Below are 14999 nucleotides of genomic sequence, written 5' to 3'. Positions count from 1 at the left end.
ACCGGCTCGGTGCGTGCTGCCCGGACCGGACTCACGGACCGGTGCCGCCCGCCAGCGTCTCGGCCAGTGCCCTGGTGGCCCGGACGTCCTGTTTGCCGTTGGCGTTGACCTTGATCTCGGGCACCACGTACACGCGCCGGGGCACCAGTTCCCGCGGCAGCATGCAGGCCAGCCGGGTGCGGATCTCGCGCTCCGTGGGCGGCGTCTGCGCGGACCGGTCGTCGAAGACCACGAAAGCCTCCACCGTGTCCAGGACACCGCCCCGTACGACGTCGAACGCGGCATCGGCGAGCCGCGGCAGCGACAGTATGTGGCGGCGCAGCTCCGCCGTCTCGAACCGGTGGCCGCTCACCTTCAGTTGACCGTCCTGCCGTCCGAGGTGGAGCAGCACGCCGTCGGGCAGCACCTCGACGATGTCGCCCGTGCGGTAGGCGCGGCCGCCGAAAGCGGGGTCGTCGAAAAAGCGGTCACCGCCGCCGCCGAGGTAGCCGCGGGCGATGCCGAAGCCGCTGATGATCAACTCACCCTGGCCGCCCACGCCCACCGGCCCGCCGCGGTCGTCCACCACGTAGGCCGCGGTGTTCCAGGCGGGGCTGCCGATGGGCAGCGTGGGCGAGTCGGGCATGTCCCGCACCGCGAAGCGGTAGGCGCAGCAGCCGATCGTGGTCTCGGTGGGCCCGTAGTGGTTGACCACCTCCACGCCGTCGAGCCGGTCGGCCATCTGCCGCAACAGGGCGGGGTCCAGCGGCTCGCCGCCGATCATCAGCCGTCTGGCGACCGACCGGTAGTCGGGCTGGAACATGCGCTCGAACAGCCGGAAGTGACTGGGGGTGGCCTTGATGAAGTCGTACGGTCGCGCGCGTCGGGCATACAGGCTCGCATAGTCCGTCGAGTGCTCGATCATGACGATCGTGCGGCCGTGCGCGAGGGGCACCCACAGCGTGGTGAGCGCCAGGTCGAAGCTCATGCTGGCGAACACCGGGCAGGCGGCGCCGCCGGCCTGCGGCAGGACGTGGGTCGCCGCCCAGCCGATGTAGTTGACCAGGGAGCGGTGCTCCACCAGCACGCCCTTGGGCATCCCCGTGGAGCCGGAGGTGAAGACCACGTAGGCCAGATCGTCGTGACGCGGGTCGGACGTGACCGTGGCCGGAGCGTCCGCCGGCAGGTCCGGCACGCCGGAGGTGTCCAGCGTGGGCAGGCCGGAGGCGCACTCGACGGACCCGGTGCCGTCCCACAGCACGAAGCGGGGCCGGACCTGGTCGAGGATGAGGCGCACGCGCCCGACGGGGTTGGTCGGGTCGATCGGCGCGTAGGCCCCGCGGACGGCCATCACCGCGATCATCGCCGCGACCGTCTCCGCGCTGCGGCGGGCGATGACGCCGATGACCTCGCCGGGCTGCACGTCCATCTCGCGCAGCCTGGCGGCGAGGGACACGCTGCGCCGCCACAGCTGCCGGAACGTGGTGGCGGTGTCACCGCATTCGAGCGCCACCGCGTCCGGCGTGGTCTCGGCCCACCGGCGTATCAGCTCCACCACGGAGGACGCCGGCAACTCCCTGCGTTCGCCCACGAGGGTGGCGCCCGGGAACTCCCCTGCTCGGTGGCCGGTCATGGCAAAACCTCTCTTCGTCTCGTGGAGCGGTACCCGGTCCCGTCGGGACCGTGTGGTGGAGGGCTGGGTCCAGGCCCTAACGCCAGCCTCGGCCCGAGACACCGCGGAAGTCCCACACGTCGAGTCGGTGCACGTCCGCGAGCTCGGCCGGGACGGTGTCCGAGCCGGTCGCGCGGAGCAGGAGGCCGGGCAGCGGCCGGTCACGGGTGGGCCGGCCGGTCGGCTCGACGAACTCGGCGCCCAGGCCGGCCAGAACCTTGGCCCCCGCCTCCGCCAGGTCCCTGGTCCACATGAGCACGCGGGTGCCGGGCAGAAACTCGTGAGCGATCTCGACGAGGTCCGCGTAGACCTCCGGGGTCCGGGCCTCGCACTCGACGACGGTGGTCGGTGTCGGTCCCCCGTCGTCGTCCACGCCGGAGCGATGGGCGACGAGATAGCCTTCCGCGCCTCCCTCCCCCGACCGCGCGACGAGGTAGTAGTACTTCGCCAGCGGATTGGAGGCGCGCCAGCCGAAGTACGCGCTGTCGCGCGCGACGCGGACACGGCCGTCGGCGGGCACCGCGCGCAGCACCTCGGTCATGGCGTCGAGGTCCGGGGCGCGTGTCGCGCTGACCGGCAGACCGGAGCGTGGGCCGCGGGTGACGGGCAGTTCGTCCCACGGGCCGCGGTGCCCGGCGCCGGGGGCCCGCGTCAGCACGGACTGTCCCCAGACGCCGACCTGCCGCCAGCCGCGGACCAGCATCGCCGGCACGGTGCCCTGGTCGCCGAAGTCGAGCAGCCACGGGACCCCGTCACGGCGCAGCCGGGAGAGCACTTCGTCGACCATCGCGTGAAAGAGCGAGCTGTTGCGGTACTCGGCCGCGACGATCGTGTCCGTCAGGCAGGGCAGCGTGAACCGGCGCCCGTCCCTCTCCCAGCAGGAGCCGAACGCCCCGACCATGCCGATCAGTTCGGCGCCGTCGGCCGACGGGGAGCGGGCGATCACCGTGTAACGGCCGTCGAGGTATGGATTGGCGCGGTACTTCCACGCCAGGTACGCCTGGTTTCCCGCCGGTCCGCCGGCCCACAGACCCTCCTGGAGGGCGCAGATCTCCGCGTGATCGGCGGACGTGAAGCCGGTGACGGTGAATTCCGCGGGCACGTCAGACTTCCCCTCGTTTCGCACGGACGAACCGGGCGATCGTCTCCAGGGTGCGGAAGTTGTCCTCGAGCACGTCGGCACCGGTGATGGGGATGTCGAACCGCTTCTCCAGCTCGACGAAGAGCTGAAGGAACATCGAGGAGTCGAGGACGCCGCCGGCCATGAGGTCGTAGTCGACCGGGATGGAGTCCGTCAGCAGCAGGTCGCACAGGATCGTGTGCACCTGGTCGAGTACCGCGCTCTCGGTCGGCGCCAAGCCGTATTCCATGTCTCACCCGTCTCCGTAGATGCGCCACCGGCGCGGGGTCACAACTGCCCGTCTCGCAGGATCGGTCGTCGCCCGCAATTCCGTGGGGGAGATCGCCGCTGCATGGTGAACCTAACGCGGCCGGACAATCGGTGAGGTAATCGCCGGGCCCCCTCCGCGGGAATCGATCCGTACGCCGCGTGGCCATTGCGTAATTACCCGCCGGTGAGGGACGGGACGCCGCGCTTACCGGATGGTGGGCGGAATGCCGGGCCTGCGTGACTACCGTCTGGGCCGTGGTGCGGAAGTAGCGCCGACCGCCCGAGGGCGGGACGGGCGGGACTTCCTGAACACGGCCCAGCGGGCAGGGCGGGATTCTGCTGCGCCGACCGGATCCTTCCCGCAACGCAACGCAACACCCACCCACCGGCGCGTGCCGCCGGCGCGGAGAGGAGACCCTGTGACATCACGCCCCCGGTTCCCGGCGCTCCCGAGGACGTCCGCGGCACTGCCCGCGACTTCACGACCGAGCGGTCGCTGGACGGCGTCGTCGTCGACAACTGCTTTCTCGCGTCGGACGGGCCGGTGCTCGCGGAGCTGTCGCATCCGGACAGCGGCCGGGTGATGGGGGTCAGTACGGACCAGCCGGCCGTCGGCGTCTACACCGGGGACTGGTTCGCCCAGCGCCCGCGTGGCGGGTCTGCCTGGAGACCGGGGCGTTGCCGGACGCGCCGAACCGCCCGGACTACCCGTCCGCGCGGCTCGACCCGGGCGACGTCCACCGGCGCCGCACCGTCCACCGGTTCGGCCGCGGCTGAGACGGCTCACGTCAGAACGCGGTACAGGTGGATCCGTCGCGGCCCCGCATCGTCGTCGGGCACCGCGGCGCAGCGGCGGAAGCCCAGAAGCACCATGCACTCCACGGTGGACTCGATGTCCGGATTGGCTTCGGCGCGCAGCATGTCCGCGCCGCGCTCACGCGCGAGCGCCATGGCCCGGCGCAGGCACAGCGGCCCGGCGAGCGAGGCGGCGGCGACGAGATCGGGCCGGACGGCGAGCCTGCTCAGATAGGCCGGACTGCGGGCCGCCGGGAAGACTCCCGGCGGCACATCGAAGGTCGGCGCCTCGGTGAGGGTGAACATGGCGGCGGCCCGCCCTTCGCTGCGCAGCAGGTGCACCAGACCGTTGCGGACCCGGAACTCCGTGGTGGCGGGATTGCGCCGCGGCACGGGGGAGGCGAACCGCTCCGCCTGACAGCGGTCGCTCGCGCACAGCAGTTCGTGCACCTCGTCGGCGTCCGTGGCGACTTCCCAGACCGGCGTCCTCATAGCGCACCCGACTTCACGGCGACGGTCATGAATACTCTGTCCGGCATGCTCTGTTCTTCTCCTTCACGTCCGGTGGCCTCTGTATCGCGGCCGCCGCGAGCGTAGACGGACTTCCTTCCGCGGCGGTTAATCCGGAACAGGTCCAGGTATTGGATGGGAACCGTCCGGTAATTCGGGGGATGCGGCCGCGTGCTTTGTTACCGGGCAATGGCACTCCCTTACCGGGGACGATATGTTCCCGAGATTTCCGCTGCTACTCTCTCGCAGAGAGCGCGGGCCTTGTGCCATCGCGCCATTCGAAGGTGGACGAGTCGTCTCGGAGAAGGCGGCCGGGACGGGCACCCGCCCGGCCTTCTCCCAGCCCGGCCGCAACCGGAGGCCGCCCTCGCCCGCCGCCGGATCACGGCTCCGCTGTACGAGGCGTCGGTGTCGCCGGGCGGCACGAGCGGCCCGTGCCGCATCCGCCGCGGTCCGAGTTCCGAAGCGGCGTCCGCCACGGTCCGCCCGGACCTGCCGGACCCCGGACCCCGGTCCGCTCCCCGGTTCTGCTTCCCGAAGGAGACAGTCGAATGTGTGGTATCGCCGGATGGGTCGCCTTTCAGCGTCATCTGGGCCGGGAGCAGCAGGTCCTGGACGCGATGACCGGGACCATGTCCTGCCGCGGCCCGGACGCGGCCGGCACGTGGACCGACCCGCGCGGACATGCCGCGCTGGGCCACCGGCGGCTGGCGGTCGTCGACCTCGACGGCGGCGCCCAGCCGATGACACTGGACACCCCTGCGGGCACGCTGGCCCTGGTCTACAGCGGCGAGGTCTACAACTACCGTGAACTGCGGGAGAAGTTGCGCCGCCGGGGGCATGTCTTCCGCTCCGCCGGCGACACCGAGGTGGTGCTGCGCGGCTACCTGGAATGGGGTGAGGCGGTCGCCGACCGGCTGAACGGCATGTACGCGTTCGCGGTCTGGGACGCCCGCTCGGCGAAACTGGTGATGATCCGCGACCGCATGGGCGTCAAACCGCTGTACTACCAGCGCACGGCGGACGGCGTCCTGTTCGGCTCGGAGCCCAAGGCACTGCTGGCCAACCCGCTGGCCACCAGGACCGTCGGCCTCGAAGGGCTGCGTGAGCTGTTCGGCTTCGTCAAGACGCCGGGACACGCGATATGGGAGGACATGCGCGAAGTCAGGCCCGGCACGGTCACCACGGTCGACGCAGGCGGCGTACGTGAGCACGTCTACTGGGCGCTGACCACGAAAGAGCACACCGACGACCTGGCGACCACCATCGCCCACGTGCGCGAACTGCTCGAGGACATCGTGGCTCGGCAGCTGGTCGCCGATGTGCCGCTCTGCCTGCTGCTCTCCGGCGGACTGGACTCCAGCGCGTTGACGGCGCTGTCGGCGCGGCGACTTGCCGCCCACGGCAAGAAGGCGCACAGCTTCGCCGTCGACTTCGCAGGACAGAGCGAAAACTACGTAGCGGACGCGGCACGGCCCACGCCGGACGCGCCCTACGTGCGGGACATGGTCGCGCACCTGGGCACCGTGCACACGGACGTCGTCCTCGACACGGGCCTGCTGGCCGACCCGACCGTCCGCCGCGCCGTGATCACCGCGCGGGACATGCCTGTCGGCACCGGTGACACGGACGTCTCGCTCTACCGGCTGTTGCACGCGGTCCGCCGGCACTCGACGGTGGCGCTGTCCGGTGAGAGCGCCGACGAGGTGTTCGGCGGGTACCACTGGCAACGCTCCCTGGAGGCGCAGCAGGCGGGCACCTTCCCCTGGATGTCGCCGGCGAACGGGTTCCCCCCGGGCACCCAGGGCCGGGACGGCTCCGTACTGCGGCCCGAACTGCTCGACGCGCTGGACCTGCCCGGCTACATCGCGGACCGCTACGCCGACGCGGTGGCCGAGGTGGAACATGTGCCCGGTGACGACCCGGAGGCCCGCGCCCGGCGGGTGACCTCGCACCTCGGCATCACGCGATTCATGCGCACGCTGCTGGACCGCATGGACCGGCTGAGCATGGCCGTCGGCCTGGAGGTGCGGGTGCCGTTCTGCGACCACCGGCTGGTGGAATACGTCCACAACACGCCGTGGGCCATGAAGAGTTTCGACGGCCGCGAGAAGAGTCTGCTGCGCGCGGCCGTCCGGGACGTGCTGCCCGCCTCCGTCGCCGACCGGGTCAAGAGCGCGTATCCGTCCATCCAGGACCCGGGCTACCTGACCGTATTGCGCGGGCAGGCGAAGGAGCTGCTCGTCGAACCGGAGCACCCGGTGTTCGACCTGGTCAGCAAGGTGTGGCTGGAGGAGGCCGTGAACGGCGGGACGGGCCCGGCCGTGCGGAGCGGGCTGGAGCGCTGCCTGAACCTCGCGACCTGGTTCGACGCCCACCGTCCCCGGCTGCTGCTGACCTGAAGCGCTCCGGAGCACCACCCGCGCGGTGAAGCCGGAACGGACCGTGTTCCAGGGGGGAAGGCCATCGCACCGAAGGCGCCGCCCCCACTTGGCCGACAGTCCTCCTGACCGACCCGTTCTCGCCCGGCCGGCGCCTGCCGGACACGGCGTTCCCGTCGGCGGGCCTGCCGGCCGGAGCGGTGGCGGCCCGGGCCGAGCGGACCCGCGGCCCGTACCGCACGGTCGCACCGCACCCACCCGACCAACCTCTTCCACGATCCGAAGTGAGCCATGAGGGAGTGCCGTTCGATGACCTCTGCCGACCACCTACGCGCCCACGAGTACCTGGGAGCCGGCCCGGATTTCCCGCACTCGGCGTGGCGCACCCCGTTCGACGCACTGCACCGGTTCGCGCGGCGCCAGGGCGACGCGCCACTGATCACCGCCGTGGCCCGCGACGGTACGGAGACCACGCTGGACTACCGCACCGCCGAGACCGCGAGCGCGCGGCTCGCGGGATGGCTGTGCGCCGAGTTCGGCACCGCCCGCCCGGCCGTGCTCGCGCTCGCGCCGACGAACGATGTGCCCTCCGTCCTCGCGGTGCTGGGAGTGCTCCGCGCCGGGTTCGGCCTCCTCATGCTCGGTCCCTCCGATCCGCCGGAACGCCGTGCCCGGCAGATCGAGGCCGCCGGCGCGCTCGCCGTGCTGCGCGTACCCGGCGCCGACGCGCCGCACGAGGACTCCACGGCGCTGCCGCACTGGGAGGACCTGCGGGAGCGGGCCCTGCCCCTGCCCCCCCTCGACCCGGCCGCCGACGCGCTGTACTTCGCGACGTCCGGCTCCACCGCCGCGTCCAAGCTCGTCGTCCAGTCCCACGTCAACGCGGTGGCCAACGCCGAGGCGGTGCGCCGCCACCACGTCCTGGTCCCCGGCGACCGGGTGCTGGGGTGCCTGCCCATCCACCACGTCAACGGACTGCACTTCACCGTGCTGGGCACCATGGCGGCCGGGGCGCACACGATCCTCGCCGAGTCGTTCTCGCCGATGACCTATCAGAAGACGCTGCGGCACTACCGTCCCCGCATCGCGAGCGTGGTACCGGGCGTGCTCGAAGCGCTCGTGGAGACCTGGCGCGGCGCCGAAGTACCACCGGACTTCGACTACTTCGTCTCGGCGGCGGCCCCGCTGACCACGCGCACGGCCCGCGCGGTCGCCGACCGGCTCGGCACCCGGGTCCTCCAGGCCTACGGCCTCTCCGAGACCACGAACTTCTCCACCACGATGCCGGCGGATCTGTCCGACGAGACCTACCGTCGGCTCATGCTGGATCCGGACATCCCCTCGGTCGGCGTGGCCGTCTACGGCAACGAGGTGGCGGTGCTCGACGAGAACTGCCGTCCGGTGCGCCCGGGACAGGTGGGTGAGGTGTGCATGCGGGGCTTCAACGTGATGTCCGGCTACGCCGGCAACGCCGGGGCCACCGCGGAGGCGTTCCGTGACGGATGGTTCCACTCACAGGACCTCGGTCACCTGGTGCGGGAGGAGGGACGCGAGTACGTGGTCCTCACGGGCAGGCTGAAGAACATCGCCAAGGTGTCCGGGGAGACCGTGTCACTGGAGGAGATGGACCGCGTTCTGCGGGCCCTGCCGGAGGTCCGCGACGCGGCCTGCGTCACGGTCCCGGACCGGTTCACCGGAGAGAGCATCATCGCGGCCGTGGTGCTCACCGGGCGCGCGGATGCGGCGGGCCCCTGGACGGCGCTGCGGGCGAGGTTCTCTCCGGCGGTACTGCCTTCACGCCTGGTGCCGGTGGACGAGATACCGCGCACCGCGACCGGGAAGGTGCTGCGTCCCCGGCTGTCCGCGTCACTGTCCGAGGCACTCGCCTCGGGCCGGCCGCGGTGAGGGGCGTGCCCTCGGCCCAAGCGGACGGAAGGACTTCAGGGCTCGAGCCGCGAGCGGCCGGCCAACGCGGCGGCCAGTGCCCGGGTGTGCCCGGGAAAGGCGAGCTCCACCGCTTCGCCGAGCACGTGGCAGCCCTGCGTCTCGAACGTGGGCACCAGCTCGGGAAGTGCCGTGGCCGCCAGCGCCGGCAGCAGCGCGAACAATTCCAGCGTGTCCCGTGTGCTGTGCGCCCCGTAAAGACGCACATCCCGTGCGGACGCCACGATCCCGGTTTCCTCACGGAATTCACGCACGGCCGCTTCCCGCCAGTTCTCCCCGGCCTCCAGATATCCGCCGGGCAGCGCCAGCCGGCCGCGTCCCGGGGGAAGGGAGCGGCGGATCACGACGATTCCGCGCGAGCCGTCCCCCCGAGTCACCGGCTGCAGCACGACCGCGACGGGCAACGGGTTGCGCCATTGCGTCTCACCGCACGCACGGCACTCCAACGGCCAACTCGTGCTGTCCGGGTAGGCGGAGCCGCAGTACGGGCAGTGCGTGACACGGCGTCCGTGCGTGAATCCCATGAACGCCTCGTCTCCCGTGACGGTCGGAAAGGGGGGCCCAGCCTAACGATTACCGGAGAACTCACCGATAACCGACCGGCTATCGGCCGTGGCCCACCACAGCTGGGCGCAATTTCCGGGATGTTCCGGACCCGTCCCTAAAGTGTTCCGCGTGCTGAGCCGAAGCCGCAGGAACAGAGGTCCGGGGAGAGGATTTCTCGGCGGCGTGCACCGTCGGATTCTCCTGGCAGCTGATGCGTCCGAGCAAAGGAACCGAGCATGAGACAGCCCGCCGCCGCACCCTTCGACACCCCACGCACGGCAGAACACGGCGCCACGTACGGAGGTTTCCGGGCCTCGCCGTCCGATCCCCACATCGCTGCGCGAGAAGCGCTGCTGGGCAACGCGACGCGTCCGCACAGCCCGACCGCGCGCCTCGTGGAGGGCGGGCAACCCGGTAGCGGCGCCCTGCACCAGGAGATCACCGAACAGCTGTGGCACCAGGGACTGGCCGTAGTACAGCTCAACGAGCCACTGCCACAACACCGCTTCACGGAGCTCGGCGAGTTCCTGGGCACGGCGATACCGGAGACGGACCCCGCTGTGCAACCGTTCGTACAGGAGCGCGTCATCCTCAACCTCCGCAGCCGGCACGCGCCCACCCAGGACGTGTCGCTGCAGCCCTTCGCCCGTAACTCCCTCAGCCTGCACTCCGAGAGCAGCGGCGCCGGTGTGGCGAAACAGCCCCGGTACATCGTGCTCATGTGCGTCACCCCCGGCGAAGACACCGGGCACGCCCGGACCGTGCTGGTGCCCATGCGGGAGGTGGCACGCCGGCTGTCGCCCAGCACGCTGGAATTGCTCTCCCGCACCAGTTACCGGGACAGCCCGGAGGCGCCGGCCATCGCGCGGCACGTCGACGACCGCTGGGTGTTCTCCTACCGGGACTTCCTCGACCAGGAACTGCGGTGGACGCACAGCCGGCCGGACACCGACCCCGGGACGGTCAACGCGGCACTGCGCGAACTGCTGGCCGCCATGTACGCGCCCCAAGAGACGATCGGTGTGCGCTGGCGCCGGGGACTGCTCGTCGTGATCGACAACACGTACCACTTCCACGGCCGGACCGCCGGCGCCGCGGCACCGCCGCGACAGGAACGCCACCTGCAGCGCCTGCGCATCCGATAGGGACCGACCGGGTCGTCCCGCCGGACCCGGCACACCCGCACCGCCTCCGGCCGGACGCCGGCCCCATCTCTGCCCTCGCCGGTGCCACGGCGTCCCCACGCCCCCGCGACGGGCGGCACCACGCGCCACGGCCTGTTCCGAGGCACCCGCCCGGACCAGCCCGGTCCCCTCCCTCCAGCCCCTCCTGCGAGAAGCCGATGACACTTTTCGACTCCCTTCCGACCCCGCGCCCCGCGCACGCGTCACCGGACGCCCTTGCGCTGTCCCAGCGCGCACCGCAGCCCGCCGGACTGTCCGACACGTTCGTCACCCGTGTCGACGAGCGCATGCTCGACGTCTTCGCCCGAGCCCGTCGGCCCGACGACCCGCTCGAACTGCGCGACCTGTGGCTGGGCCGCGTGGAGCACGAACTGGGAACCCACGCACACCACCCGGCGCTCGCCGAGCACTGGCGGGACAGCCGCCGCCTGCGCCTGGTCGAACCGGAACAGGTGCTGAGGTCCCGGGCGACCGTCCGGTTCGTCAAGGAACTGTTCAACTGGTACTTCCGCGACGACCTGTACGGCGGTCTCCGGGACGACGCGCGCTACATCCTCTCCGGGGGAGCGGTGGACGAGGAACGGTGGGGACTGCCGCAGAGCCTGAAGGAGTGCATCCGCTACGCCCTGGACCGCGACTGGTACGGCTACTCCGACTCGCGCGGGCGCTACCCGGCACGCGAGGCGATCGCCGCCTACGAGAGCGCCCGGCTCGACGGCGTGCACTACGGGCCCGAACACGTCGCCATGACCATGGGCGGGACCTTCGCCGTGAGCACGCTCGCGGACTTCGTGCTGCACGACATCTCCCCGGCCGCCGCACCGGCGCTGTGCGCGATCCCCAACTACCCGCCCCTGGTCGAGACGATCGCCCGCCGGCACGACGTCCAGCTGGTCCCCCTGGACAGCGGGCACGGACAGACCTCGATCGAGCCGCTCATCGCGGCGCTCACCCCCGACACCCCCCTGGTGCTGCTGCAGACCGTGGGCAACCCCACCGGGGCGGCCGTCACGGAGGAAGGCCTCGCCCGGCTCGTCGAAGCGGCCTCCCCCTCCACCGTCATCGTCCTGGACGAGTGCCACGAGTGGCTGGGGGAGTACGAGAAGCGCTCCGCCGCGCGCGGCGCGCCCAACGTCGTCCGCGTCTCCAGCCTCTCCAAGACCTGGTCGGCTCCCGGGCTCAAGGCGGGCTGGTTCCTCGCCGACCCCGCCTTCATCGACGAGTACTACGAGTACGCCTCCTCCTCCTTCGGAGGGCCGCCCTCGTTCTTCTACACGGTCGTCGAAGTCCTGGCCCGTATGGAGCGCTGGCTGATCACCGGCGTCGAGGAACCCGGACCCGACGAGCTCAAGGAGTTCGAGACGTCCTACGGACTCGACCTGGAGCGGCTGCGCCACGCCTACCGCACCTACCGGACGGACCGGCGGCGACGGGTCGGGGAACTGACCGTGCTGCGCGACGCGGCGACCGTCCGCCTGGCGCAGACCCCCGCACGGGTGCTGACACCGCGCTTCTCCATCAACACAGCCGTGGAACTCCCCGGCTGGGACGACTCCTACCGGTGCTTCCGCGACGTCCTGCGCGAGACGGGCGTCTCCCTCTTCCCCGGCATCCTCACCTTCTGCTTCTCCGGCGCCGTCATGCGGATCACCACCGCCCGTCCCTGGGAGCAGCTCGCGCCCGCCCTGGACCGGCTGGGCGCCCACCTCGTGGCCGGGACGGCCCCGGCGGAAGCCTCCCCGCGCCGCGGAGAGCGAGGCGTCGCATGAGTTCCTGGGCCGAACCGGGCAGCAGCCACAAGCTGATTCTCGGCATGGTGCACCTGGCGCCCCTGCCCGGCACCCCCTTCCACCGGCCCGACACCTTCCCCGAGATCCTCGACACGGCGGTGGCGTCCGCGCGGGCCCTGTACGAGGGCGGCGCGGACGGCTGCCTCATCCAGACGGTCGACCGTGTCTACAGCGTCGCCGACGAGTCCGATCCGGCCCGCACCACCGCGATGGGCCTGATCGTGCGCGCGGCCGTCGAGGCGACCGGCGATGACTTCCGCGTCGGCGTCCAGCTCATGCGCAACGCCACCAAGTCGTCCCTGGCCGTGGCGAAGGTGGCCGGCGGCGACTACGTACGTGTCGGCGCCCTGGTGGGCCAGACCCTCACCGCCCACGGCATGGTGCGGGCCGACCCCCTGGAGGTGATGAGCTACCGCCGGTCGATCGACGCGGAGGCCGTCGGCATAGTGGCGGAGATCGACTCCATGCACTTCAAGTGGTTCGGTGGAGAGGCGACCACCGCGCAGGTGGCCCGCGCGGCCCGTACCGTCGGCGCGGACGCCGTGTCGCTGTCGCATCCCGACGAGCGCACGGCGTTGGACATGATCGCCTCCGTCCGCGACGCCGTTCCCCAGCTGCCCATCGTCCTGGCCGGACACACCGACCACGACAACGCGGCCCGCCTGCTGGCCGCCGCGGACGGCGCGTTCGTGGGAACGTGCCTGGAGAGCGGCGGCTGGGGCGGCAAGGTCGACGTCGACCGCGTGCGCCGCTACGTCGACATCGTCAGGGGGGCCTGACGATGACGCCCACCCGCGGCGAACCGGTATCCGCACCGGCGGAACAGCCCACGATACGGCCGGAGGTGATGCTGCGTCAGGTAGCGCGTCTCGCCGACGACCTGCGGGCCCACACCGGTTCCTTCGACGAACAGGCGCGGGCGCTGCCGGGCACCGTAGGTTTGGCGGACATCGAGTCGGTGGTCGTCGTCGGCGACGGGGACAGCGACCACGCCGCCAGGGCGGTCGAGATGGCGTTCCGGTCCGTCGCCGGTGTGGACTGCCGGCCGGTGAGCGCACTGCCCTTCACCCACTACCGGCAGCCGTCCGCCGTCCCCCCGCCCGCCCGCGTGCTCACCATCGCGGTCTCCGCCTCGGGCCGCACCCCGCTCGTCATCCGCGCCGCGGAACAGGCACGAGCTGCCGGAGGCGTGACCGTCGCCCTCACCGCAGGAGCACGGAGCCCGCTCGCCCGGACCGCGGACGCCACCGTCCTGCTCGCGCTGCCCGACCAGGAACCGTCCCCGGGCGTCCGCACCTACCAGGCCAGTCTCCTGGGAGCCCTGCTGCTCGCGACAGCGCTGGGGCAGGCACGCGGACACCTGGACCGTACGGACGCCGACACCGTGCGGGGTGAACTCGGCGCGCTGGCCGACGCGGTCGAAGCCACCGTGGACGACCTCACCGTGCGGACCCGGCGGATCGCCGACCGCATCGCCGGCGCGCCGGCGCTGGCCGTGCTCGGCAGCGGACCGTCCCACGGAACCGCCCTGTACAGCGCGGCCAAAGTGATCGAGACCTCCGCCGTCCTCGCCATCGGCCAGGACCTGGAGGAATGGTGCCACGTCGAACGGTTCGCCGGCCCTCCCGACCTGCCGACCTTCGTCCTCGCCCCGCCGGGCCGGTGCTCCGACCACGCCCGCCGCGTCGCGCGGCGCGCCACCGAGCTGGGACGGCGGGTCGTCGCCGTCGCTCCCGCGGACCGCCTCGACGGTTGGGGGACCTGGGCCGAGCTCCCCGTCCACGGGCAGGTGCGCGAGGAGTTCTCCCCGCTGCTCTACCACCTGTTCGCCGCCCCCCTCGCCTGTCACCTCGCCCAGCTCCTGGACCGGACCCCGTTCGCCGCCGGCCGGCCGGACCCGACCCGCGGCGCCGCTCCCTGACCTCCCTCCTCCGAGCCTTACCGAACACCCCCACGAGCACGAAGGAAGAAGAACCATGACCGAGACAACACACGCGCTGCCCGTCGACGAGACCCTCGAAGTCCTGAGCCGGGAGCTGCACAACCTCGATCCGGCCGAACGCGAGGCCAAGGCGGTGCAGCTGCTGTCGGTCCTCGGCCGTGCGAAGGCCACGGAGGCCGCCGCCCTCCGGCCCCGCGAAGAGCCCGGCGACACCCGCAGGGCGCCCCTGCTGATCTGCGACTGGGCCACCGATCTCGGCCTGGACGGCACGACCCAGCAGCTCGGCATCAACCTCGCCCCCGGCCCCACCCGGGTGTCGAAGACCGCCGACGCCACGGGACACTCGCTGCTCTCCAGCGGCCACGTCGGCGCCGACATCCTGCACGTGCCCGCCGGCAGCGGCTTCGCCCCGCACACCCACCCCGGGGACCACCTGCTGTTCGTCCTGGCGGGCACCGGCACCATCTCCGTCGCCGGAGAGATCGTGCCGACGCGTCCCGGACAGGTCTACATGGTGGAAGGCGCCGTCACCCACGCGGTGGGCGCGGTGACCGACCACATGATCCTCTCCGTGGGCGCACCGCACCGTCACCTGGACAGCCCCGAACGGCAGGAACTCACCGCCTACAGCGCGCTTTTGGGCGATCTCGGCCAGATCACCTGCCGTCTCTGCGACATCCAGGGCTCCAGCGGCGAGGAGCTCACGGCGAAGGGCTGCCCGCACTCCCCGCATCGGTTCGGGTGACCGCCACGTCCCGCTGACGCCCGGCCGGCAACACCACCGGGGCCGTGGCACCCGACCCGCGCCGTCGGGTGCCACGGCCCCGGCGGCCCCGCACACCCCACGTGACGACCTCCCACCACTC

General features: G+C 71.8%; 12 protein-coding genes and 1 pseudogene. 8 read left to right on the top strand and 5 right to left on the bottom strand.

The genetic code is table 11. From position 1 onward, the window contains the following. Positions 1 to 31: 31 nt before the first annotated feature. The 3 genes from ACFVYK_RS00850 to ACFVYK_RS00840 all read right to left on the bottom strand — a co-directional run bounded on the left by ACFVYK_RS00850 (position 32) and on the right by ACFVYK_RS00840 (position 3021). Entirely contained in the window at positions 32 to 1612 is a 1581-nt protein-coding gene (locus ACFVYK_RS00850; RefSeq protein WP_389767056.1) for an amino acid adenylation domain-containing protein, read from the bottom strand. 76 nt (positions 1613 to 1688) lie between these two features. Beyond that, positions 1689 to 2753: a hypothetical protein gene (locus tag ACFVYK_RS00845; protein WP_389767054.1), complete on the bottom strand. Its 1065-nt coding sequence runs from the start codon at positions 2751 to 2753 to the stop codon at positions 1689 to 1691. A gap of 1 nt (position 2754) precedes the next feature. Further along, positions 2755 to 3021 carry an acyl carrier protein gene (locus ACFVYK_RS00840; protein WP_389767052.1) on the bottom strand — a complete coding sequence of 89 codons (267 nt, stop codon included), beginning with the start codon at positions 3019 to 3021 and terminating at the stop codon, positions 2755 to 2757. A 372-nt stretch (positions 3022 to 3393) separates the two neighbouring features. Between ACFVYK_RS00840 and ACFVYK_RS00835 the strand changes: the two are divergent. Then, positions 3394 to 3696 (top strand): annotated as a pseudogene (locus ACFVYK_RS00835) (hypothetical protein); the annotation flags it as partial. A gap of 128 nt (positions 3697 to 3824) precedes the next feature. Here the strand turns inward: ACFVYK_RS00835 and ACFVYK_RS00830 are convergent. Then, positions 3825 to 4328, bottom strand: coding sequence for a hypothetical protein (locus ACFVYK_RS00830; protein WP_389767050.1), 504 nt, complete (start codon positions 4326 to 4328; stop codon positions 3825 to 3827). A 569-nt stretch (positions 4329 to 4897) separates the two neighbouring features. Here ACFVYK_RS00830 and asnB point away from each other — a divergent pair. Then, entirely contained in the window at positions 4898 to 6748 is a 1851-nt protein-coding gene (asnB, locus tag ACFVYK_RS00825) for an asparagine synthase (glutamine-hydrolyzing) (RefSeq protein WP_389767048.1), read from the top strand. Between the two features lie 288 nt (positions 6749 to 7036). Beyond that, positions 7037 to 8632: a class I adenylate-forming enzyme family protein gene (locus ACFVYK_RS00820; RefSeq protein ID WP_389767046.1), complete on the top strand. Its 1596-nt coding sequence runs from the start codon at positions 7037 to 7039 to the stop codon at positions 8630 to 8632. Positions 8633 to 8667: 35 nt separating this feature from the next. Here ACFVYK_RS00820 and ACFVYK_RS00815 read toward each other — a convergent pair whose 3' ends face one another. Then, positions 8668 to 9195, bottom strand: coding sequence for an NUDIX domain-containing protein (locus tag ACFVYK_RS00815; protein ID WP_389767044.1), 528 nt, complete (start codon positions 9193 to 9195; stop codon positions 8668 to 8670). Positions 9196 to 9453: 258 nt separating this feature from the next. Here ACFVYK_RS00815 and ACFVYK_RS00810 point away from each other — a divergent pair, with 258 nt between their 5' ends. From ACFVYK_RS00810 to ACFVYK_RS00790, 5 genes are all read left to right on the top strand, one after another. Next, complete coding sequence (locus ACFVYK_RS00810; protein ID WP_389767042.1) at positions 9454 to 10362, top strand: TauD/TfdA family dioxygenase; 909 nt, start codon at positions 9454 to 9456, stop codon at positions 10360 to 10362. Between the two features lie 197 nt (positions 10363 to 10559). Beyond that, positions 10560 to 12170, top strand: coding sequence for a pyridoxal phosphate-dependent aminotransferase (locus ACFVYK_RS00805; RefSeq protein WP_389767040.1), 1611 nt, complete (start codon positions 10560 to 10562; stop codon positions 12168 to 12170). Continuing rightward, a complete protein-coding gene (locus ACFVYK_RS00800) occupies positions 12167 to 12970 on the top strand; it encodes a BtpA/SgcQ family protein (protein ID WP_389767039.1) in 804 nt (267 codons plus the stop codon). The genes ACFVYK_RS00805 and ACFVYK_RS00800 overlap by 4 nt, the downstream gene beginning before the upstream one ends. Before the next feature lie 68 nt (positions 12971 to 13038). Further along, on the top strand, positions 13039 to 14112 hold the full coding sequence (locus ACFVYK_RS00795; protein ID WP_389767037.1) for an SIS domain-containing protein: 1074 nt from the start codon (positions 13039 to 13041) through the stop codon (positions 14110 to 14112). A gap of 55 nt (positions 14113 to 14167) precedes the next feature. Next, positions 14168 to 14878 (top strand): cupin domain-containing protein, encoded by a 711-nt coding sequence (locus tag ACFVYK_RS00790; protein ID WP_389767035.1) that lies wholly within the window; start codon positions 14168 to 14170, stop codon positions 14876 to 14878. The last annotated feature ends 121 nt before the right edge of the window (positions 14879 to 14999 follow it).

It is taken from the genome of Streptomyces sp. NPDC058291 (genome assembly GCF_042880855.1).
Taxonomy (GTDB): Bacteria; Actinomycetota; Actinomycetes; order Streptomycetales; family Streptomycetaceae; genus Streptomyces.
Note: the sequence above shows the minus strand (reverse complement) of the source record. Positions and strands in the feature narration are given on the sequence as shown.

Coding starts and splice junctions, on each gene's coding strand:
- ACFVYK_RS00850 (WP_389767056.1), bottom strand. CDS start 1,612: ATGACCGGCCACCGAGCAGGGGAGTTCCCGGGCGCCACCCTCGTGGGC.
- ACFVYK_RS00840 (WP_389767052.1), bottom strand. CDS start 3,021: ATGGAATACGGCTTGGCGCCGACCGAGAGCGCGGTACTCGACCAGGTG.
- ACFVYK_RS00830 (WP_389767050.1), bottom strand. CDS start 4,328: ATGAGGACGCCGGTCTGGGAAGTCGCCACGGACGCCGACGAGGTGCAC.
- asnB (WP_389767048.1), top strand. CDS start 4,898: ATGTGTGGTATCGCCGGATGGGTCGCCTTTCAGCGTCATCTGGGCCGG.
- ACFVYK_RS00820 (WP_389767046.1), top strand. CDS start 7,037: ATGACCTCTGCCGACCACCTACGCGCCCACGAGTACCTGGGAGCCGGC.
- ACFVYK_RS00815 (WP_389767044.1), bottom strand. CDS start 9,195: ATGGGATTCACGCACGGACGCCGTGTCACGCACTGCCCGTACTGCGGC.
- ACFVYK_RS00810 (WP_389767042.1), top strand. CDS start 9,454: ATGAGACAGCCCGCCGCCGCACCCTTCGACACCCCACGCACGGCAGAA.
- ACFVYK_RS00805 (WP_389767040.1), top strand. CDS start 10,560: ATGACACTTTTCGACTCCCTTCCGACCCCGCGCCCCGCGCACGCGTCA.
- ACFVYK_RS00800 (WP_389767039.1), top strand. CDS start 12,167: ATGAGTTCCTGGGCCGAACCGGGCAGCAGCCACAAGCTGATTCTCGGC.
- ACFVYK_RS00795 (WP_389767037.1), top strand. CDS start 13,039: ATGCTGCGTCAGGTAGCGCGTCTCGCCGACGACCTGCGGGCCCACACC.
- ACFVYK_RS00790 (WP_389767035.1), top strand. CDS start 14,168: ATGACCGAGACAACACACGCGCTGCCCGTCGACGAGACCCTCGAAGTC.